This is a genomic window from Streptosporangium sp. NPDC000509 (genome assembly GCF_042898365.1).
Taxonomy (GTDB): Bacteria; Actinomycetota; Actinomycetes; order Streptosporangiales; family Streptosporangiaceae; genus Streptosporangium.
Genome location: NZ_JBIAYX010000037.1, coordinates 25,564 through 32,594 on the forward strand (window position 1 = coordinate 25,564; position 7,031 = coordinate 32,594).

The window sequence follows — 7,031 nt, forward strand, 5'->3', positions numbered from 1 at the left end:
GAGTGCTCGATCCAGTCAGTAACGTTCCGATCGTTTTCCCGGCGAGGAGAGGTCCCGTCTCCCCGCTGAGAACGAAAGGAGCTTCATGAATTCCCGAGCACGGCGCCTCACGATCCCCCTCACCGGCGTTCTCATGATCGCCGGAGTGATCGGCGCCACCACCGGTGCCAACGCCGGTACGGCCCCCAAGGACGTGGTCAGTTCCGCCGCCTCCGAGACGGCAGGCGAGGCCACCGCCTTCTGGTCGCCCGAGCGCATGCGCAAGGCCACCGACGCCACCGGCGACGTCGACCTGAGCGTCAAGGGCGGCAAGTCCTCCAACGCCGCGGGCCCCGACGGCCCCGGCGGGTCGGTCCCGCCGATCGGTGCGGAGGGCGCCAAGTCCGCCAAGAGCAAGCAGGTGAACCTGCCCAACACCGTCGGGCGCATCTTCTTCACCCTGCCCGGCGCCAACCCGGCGGACCCGAAGAGCTGGAAGTACTGCTCAGGCAGTTCGGTCCAGGGCAAGTACCGCAACGTGGTCGCCACCTCCGCGCACTGCGTCTACGACGTGAAGACCAACCAGTTCTACGACAACTGGATCTTCATCCCGTCCTACTGGGACGGCAACCAGGCGTGGGACGGTAAGAACCCCTACGGCATCTACGCGGCCAAGTGGTTCAACGCGCACGACGACTTCGTGGTGAAGGAGGACTACGACTACGACTACGCCTTCGTCAACGTCCACTCCGGGTTCAAGGTGAACTGGGAGAAGGACAAGGACGGCAAGTGGCAGCCGATCATCAAGAACGTCGGCCGTCTCGGCGACAACGTCGGCGGGCAGGGCTTCGCCTGGAACCAGAAGGTGAAGAACTCCGTCTTCTCCTTCGGCTACCCGGCCGGCCTGCACCCCGACGGCGACAAGCCCTTCTCCGGCCGCACGATGAAGTGGTGCTACGGCACGACCGGCGCCATGCCGGCCGCGCCGAAGTACAACGTCCAGGAGCACGTCGGCTTCAAGTGCGCCTTCACCTCGGGCGCGAGCGGCGGCCCCTGGATCTACAAGTACAAGAACTCCAGCCGGACCGGCTACCTGATCGGCGTGAACAGCATCGCCTGGGACACCGACAAGAACGACCGGTACGACAAGATCTCCTCGCCGTACTTCAACGGCGACACCTACAAGGTCTACAAGACCGCGGCCAACCGCTGGACCAGCTGACTCGCGCGCTCCGGCCGGCTGTAAGGCCATTCGGCCGGCCGGAGTGAACGAGGAGGACCCGTCCCGTACGGGTGGCGGCCGACCACGAACCCGGTCTCCGGATCGCTTCGAGGAAGGCCGCCACTTCGCCCGGGAACGTTCTATGCACCCACCGACCTCCCAAGGTTGTCCGTGAAGGCGAAGAGGGGGCCGGTGGCGGCCCGCATCGAGCAGAGGCTGCCGTAGGTGCGTTCGAACCGGATGAAGCGACCGTTCCAGATCCCGGTGGCGGCCACCGTGACCGGGTCGTACTCCAACGTGCAGGCCACCCCCGGCCTCGGCCTGAGCTTGCCGGGATCGCCCAGCACGTTGGCGAGCAACGCGCACGCGTGGACCGCGTCGGGGTGGGTGCCACCGGGCTGATCGCACAGCAGCAGGGCGTGGCCCAGCGCGGGCAGCGGCTTCTCTCCCCGCGCGAGGCTCAGCACGAGCACCCTGCTGCTGCGCGAGGGCCTTTCCCCGGGAAACGGTCTCACCGGTGCGGGCATGATCTGGGCGGGCTCGCCCGGATGGAGCGGGAGCGGTCTCGTCACCTGCGGTCCTCGGTCATCGGGACGCGGAAACGGCCACGTCTCCTGCGGTCCGGGAACGGGGTCGCGGGGCGGCATGGACACTGCGGACGCTGTGGCCGTGCTCGAGAACTGGAGGAGGCCGGCGAGAGCCAGGCAGAGAAGACGACGCCGCATGAGATCCCCCGATGACGTGTGACGCGGATGCCGCGACTCAGCCTGCCCTCTCCCGCACTCGTGAGGCGGCTACCAGCCCCGGTGTTTCCCCAGTTCATACGGTCACATGACCTGCGGCGGAGGCGCCGATCAAGATGAAGTAGATCAGACGGTCCCCATGGATTCCCGGTTCCATGGATTCTGTAACAAAAATATAACGGTCCAACCGACTGCCCGTTTTATAGCTTTTTAACCCATCTTTACCGAGTACGGTCACCTCTTGTCTCTTTACGCATGCGTGGGTTGCCGTCCCGAGCGACGACCCATGACAAAGAAGGAGCTTCATTGAACTCCCGAGCCAAGCGCCTCATCCTCCCCGTGGGCGGTGCCCTCGCCGCCGCCACGATGATCGGCGCCACCCTCCCCGCCACCGCACAGGCGAGCACGGCCGACCCCGACATCAAGTCGTCGGCCCTCACCCCCTCCGGTAACGCGAAGGCCATCGCGGGCTACTGGACTGCATCGAAGCTCAAGTCGGCGTCGACCTACACCGCCGACTCCACCGTCTCCGCCAAGCTGACCAAGACGGGCGCCGCCAAGGCCGCCGCCGACGGCAAGCCCGGCGTCGTCGCCCCCACCGGTGAGGGCGGCAAGAGCGCCGGCAAGTCGCGGAACGTGAACCTCCCCATCACCGTCGGCAAGGTCTTCTTCGTCGACGACAAGGGCAAGGAGCGTTGGTGCTCCGGTAGCGCCGTGCAGTCGAAGTTCCGCAACCTGGTCGCCACCGCGGCCCACTGCGTCTACGACACCGACACGAACAAGCCGTTCAGCAACTTCGTGTTCATTCCCGGCTACTACCAGGGCAAGGCTCCCTGGGGCATCTACGTCGGCGCCAAGGTCAACACCCACGACGACTTCACGGTCTACGAGGACTACGACTACGACTACGCCTTCGTCAACGTCTACAACGGCATCAAGCAGGCCGGTGTCAAGGAAGTGACCGCGCCCACGTACGCGGCGACCAAGGGGCACAAGTACACCGAGGACAAGGAGATCTCCAAGTCCGAGTACGAGTTGGGGATCGAGAAGTACGGCGAGAGCGGGCCGTACTGGAAGAAGACCCTTGACCCCAAGGTCGAGACCGTCGGCAAGCCCGCCGACGCCCAGAAGTACATCGAGGAGTACGTCAAGGACGGCCGCAACGGCGTCAAGCTGACCGCGGTCGAGGTTGTCGAGAGCGTCTACAAGGCCGCCCCCGACAATCTGGAGAACAACGCCAAGTTCACCCGCTTCAGCGACGACAAGGGCAAGGTCGCGATCAGCCAGGAGGAGTACAAGCAGCTCCTCAAGGACAAGTCCGAGGGCAACTTCCTCGGCAAACTCGAGGCCACCAAGGACGCCAACGGCAACGAGATCGCCTGGTTCAAGACCCGGTACTTCATCAAGAAGTGGGTGAAGACCAGCGTCAAGGAGGTCTACTACTACACCCGGTTCTTCGTGATCCTCCTCACCGACGCTGGCCGCCTCGGTGACAACGTCGGTGGCCAGGGCTTCAGCTGGAACCAGAAGCTGGGCAAGAAGGTCTTCACGTTCGGCTACCCGACATCGGCCCACCTCGACGGCAACAAGCCGTACTCCGGTCACACCCCGAAGTGGTGCTACGGCACGACCGTCGCCGCGCCCGTCGTGGCGGCCTACAAGGCCGAGGAGCACCAGGCGATCAAGTGCGCCTTCACCCCGGGCGCGAGCGGCGGACCCTTCCTGCTGCAGTACAAGAACGCCAAGCGGACCGGTTACCTCAACGGTGTCGTGAGCCTCACGATCGACAGCGACGGCAACAAGCGCTACGACCGCGTCACCACCCCCTACTTCAACGGTGAGACGTACGGCATCTACAAGCACGCCGCCAACCTCTGGACCGGGAAGCTTCCCGCCTAGGCACAGGCTTCGTGAACGAGAAGGGGCCCGGTGCACACCGGGCCCTTTTTCCACCTTCACGGGGTGCTTATACACCGTCAGGCACACTGATCAGGTAACAGAGTAAGAGCGGATCGGTCCAACGAACTGCCCAAAACCAAGTTGATCTGGAAAAATCACCCCTTACGTCCCTGGTAGCCACCAGAAACTCCCCGATCCCTGGAAAGGATCCCCCATGTCCTCCCGCGCTCGGCGGCTCACGGCCACACTCGGCGGGCTGGTCGCCGCCTGTGTGACCATGACGTTCGCGTTCGCCGGGAGCGCGGCGGCCGCCCCGCAGTACGGGGCTCCCAACGGGATCACCTCGATCACGCTGACCAAGAGCAGCGCCGACATGAAGCGAATCGCGGAGTACTGGAGCCCGGCCAGGCTCAAGCAGGCGATGGACAACGTGCCGGCCGCACCCGGCAATCCTCCCTCCTCCGCGTCCCCCCCTTCCGCCTCTCCTTCCTCCGGCGGCCCTTCAGGGAGCGCGACGCCGGGAAGCGCCACCGCCGCCGCGGCATCCGGCACCGGGGAGACCGGTGCGGCCACCGGCGGGAAGAACTCCACCACGTCCGGGAAGGCCGCGCCGGTCGTCAAGCCCACTCTCCCGAAGAAGCGGGTCCCGTCCTCCGGCGGCTCACCGGTGACCGTGGGCAAGGTGTTCTTCCGGATCGGTGCCAAGGACTACTGGTGCTCCGCCTCCTCCGTGGCGGCGGCCAACCGCAATCTGGTCGCGACGGCCGGGCACTGCGCCTACGACGCCAAGTCGGGCAGCCAGGCCGAATACTGGATCTTCATCCCCGGCTACGACAAGGGCAACACCCCGTACGGGATCTACGTCGGCCACTCGCTCAACCTGCACGAGGACTTCGTCGGCCAGGGTGACTACGACTACGACTACGCGTTCGTCACCGTGCACGACGGCTTCAGGTGGAAGGCCGGCAAGACCTCCGGCAGCTACGAGATGGAGAGCGTCGGGAGCCTGGAGGACAACGTCGGCGGGCAGGGCCTGGTGACCAACCGAGGCACCGGCCTGTCCACGGTCGCCTTCGGCTATCCCGCCGCCCCGCACCCCGACGGCTACCGGCCCTACGACGGTCAGCGGCTGAAGTGGTGCGACGGACGCACCATCAAGGTGAAGGCCCCCACCCGCCTGGTCGAGCAGGGCATCGCCCTCACCTGTGGTTTCACCAACGGCGCGAGCGGTGGTCCCTGGCTGATCTCCTACAGCAACGGCCTCGGCTACCTCAACGGCGTCAACAGCTTCGCCTGGGACGTCAACACCGACCGCAGGTTCGACAGGATCTCCTCGCCGTACTTCATCGCGTCGACCTACGTCGTCTACCACTGGGCCGCGACCCAGCAGGCGCCCCGATCATAACGCCGCCTTAAGAGAGTCTTAAGAGACCCTTATACGGGGTTTGCTCCGCCGATCGCTGCATAGGTTGCTTGTCGTCCCGCAGTTCCCGGATGTCCGGGAACGTTGCAGCGCAAGGAGCTCGTCTTTTGAAGCACTCTCTTCTCCCCCTCGGTGGCGCCGCAGCCGCTACCGCCCTGTTGGCCACCACCCTGGTCGGCCCTCTCGCCGGCACTGCCCAGGCGGCCCCCGACTGGGCGACCGACCCGATGGCGAGGAACAACGCCTCGGCGATCTCGGTCATCAACTTCTGGGCGGCCTCGAACTTCGCCGCCCTCAAGAAGGCGACGGTCTACAACCCCGACCCTGGGGCGCCGAAGATGAAGGTCGGTGGTGGCTTCTCCCCCGACGGCAGGCCCGGCAGCGTCGGTCCGACCGGCTCGCAGAAGGGCACCCCGTCGACCGCCAAGAACGTCAACCTGCCGAAGACCATCGGCAAGGTGTTCTTCGTCGTCAACGGTCAGTACCGGTGGTGCTCGGCCACCTCGATCCAGGGCAGGTACCGCAACCTCGTCGCCACGGCCGGCCACTGCGTCTACGACCCGGGCAGCAACAGCGACACCCTCGACAAGTGGGTCTTCGTCCCCGGCTACTACCAGGGCAAGACCCCGTGGGGCATCTACGTCGGCAAGTCGGCGTGGACGCACTACGACTTCGCCAACTACGAGGACTACGACAAGGACTACGCCTTCGTCACGGTCTACAACGGCGTCGCCTTCAACGGGGTCAAGCAGGTCACCAAGCGTGAGTACGACGGGTTCAGCGGACCCAAGTGGTCACGTGGCTCGCGGTACCACATCCTGCTGTCGAAGGACGTCGGCCGTCTCGGCGACAACGTCGGCGGCCAGGGCTTCACCTGGAACCAGAGGACCGGCAAGACCGTCTACGCCTTCGGCTACCCCACCGCCCCGCACCCCGACGGCGACAAGCCCTACACCGGCGTGACGCCCAAGTACGTGTACGGCAAGACGTCGGGCAAGGAGTACGTCTCTCCGGCGCACAAGGTCGAGGAGCACGTCGGCCTCAAGGGCGCCTTCACCCCCGGCGCCGACGGCGGACCGTGGATCTCGCAGTACAGCAGTTCCACCCGCCTGGGGCTCGTCAACGGCGTCACCAGCCTGTTCGGCGACCAGGACCAGAACGACCGCTACGACCTCCTCACCTCGCCGTACTTCGACGGCGAGACCGCCGACATCTACCGCAAGGCCGCCAACGTGTGGTCCGGCAGGATCGTCGGTCCGAACGGCGAGCTCTACAGGTGACTTACATCTCCTGAAGGGCTCTCACCCTGACCATTCGCGGGACCTGGCGCGCGGCGCCGGGTCCCGCACCCGTTTTCCTGGGCCAAAAAGCGTTCACGGAGCTATCCGGAAGTTTTTCCGACCGGATGTGAGGGCGTTAGACGTGCCCATCCCGAAAACGGTGCCATCAATCTAATGTGATCTACGTCACATACTGATCATGACTCGCATCGATCAGTTGATCACACCTCATCGGTCACTTTCGCCTCACACTCATCTCTACCTGCAAAAACAACCCGAGCCCGCCTCAATCGCAACACCAGCATCAAGGATGACTAAACATCACGAAACGGTCTCGAGCCCCCAGGTTCCCCTCTTCCCCCTCGAACCGGCTTCCGGTGTTCAAGATCTGCGCTGTATGTTTCTGGCAATCCCTTTACTGACGCATGGGACGCAAGAGGCGTTCCACATCAGACCAAGGAGTTTCCCTTGAAGCGCATCCTCCT

At 65.0% G+C, this 7,031-nt stretch carries 6 protein-coding genes; 4 read left to right on the forward strand and 2 right to left on the reverse strand.

All coding sequences use genetic code 11. The features are described 5' to 3' along the window. The first annotated feature begins 85 nt into the window (after positions 1–85). On the forward strand, positions 86–1,201 hold the full coding sequence (locus tag ACFY3D_RS39230; RefSeq protein ID WP_389989563.1) for a trypsin-like serine peptidase: 1,116 nt from the start codon (positions 86–88) through the stop codon (positions 1,199–1,201). 140 nt (positions 1,202–1,341) lie between these two features. Here the strand turns inward: ACFY3D_RS39230 and ACFY3D_RS39235 are convergent, their stop codons facing one another. Both ACFY3D_RS39235 and ACFY3D_RS39240 read right to left on the reverse strand, forming a co-directional pair. Then, the gene (locus tag ACFY3D_RS39235; protein ID WP_389989565.1) at positions 1,342–1,773 is read right to left on the reverse strand and encodes an SSI family serine proteinase inhibitor; all 432 of its coding nucleotides are present in this window, start codon (positions 1,771–1,773) and stop codon (positions 1,342–1,344) included. Positions 1,774–2,020: 247 nt separating this feature from the next. Then, on the reverse strand, positions 2,021–2,182 hold the full coding sequence (locus tag ACFY3D_RS39240; protein WP_389989567.1) for a hypothetical protein: 162 nt from the start codon (positions 2,180–2,182) through the stop codon (positions 2,021–2,023). Positions 2,183–2,250: 68 nt separating this feature from the next. On the opposite strand from ACFY3D_RS39240, the gene ACFY3D_RS39245 reads away from it, so the two are divergent. The 3 genes from ACFY3D_RS39245 (at position 2,251) to ACFY3D_RS39255 (ending at position 6,546) form a co-directional block, all read left to right on the forward strand. Further along, positions 2,251–3,843: a hypothetical protein gene (locus tag ACFY3D_RS39245; RefSeq protein ID WP_389989569.1), complete on the forward strand. Its 1,593-nt coding sequence runs from the start codon at positions 2,251–2,253 to the stop codon at positions 3,841–3,843. A 214-nt stretch (positions 3,844–4,057) separates the two neighbouring features. Beyond that, complete coding sequence (locus tag ACFY3D_RS39250; RefSeq protein WP_389989571.1) at positions 4,058–5,248, forward strand: trypsin-like serine peptidase; 1,191 nt, start codon at positions 4,058–4,060, stop codon at positions 5,246–5,248. Between the two features lie 125 nt (positions 5,249–5,373). Then, positions 5,374–6,546 (forward strand): trypsin-like serine peptidase, encoded by a 1,173-nt coding sequence (locus ACFY3D_RS39255; protein WP_389989573.1) that lies wholly within the window; start codon positions 5,374–5,376, stop codon positions 6,544–6,546. The last annotated feature ends 485 nt before the right edge of the window (positions 6,547–7,031 follow it).

Coding starts and splice junctions, on each gene's coding strand:
- ACFY3D_RS39230 (WP_389989563.1), top strand. CDS start 86: ATGAATTCCCGAGCACGGCGCCTCACGATCCCCCTCACCGGCGTTCTC.
- ACFY3D_RS39250 (WP_389989571.1), top strand. CDS start 4,058: ATGTCCTCCCGCGCTCGGCGGCTCACGGCCACACTCGGCGGGCTGGTC.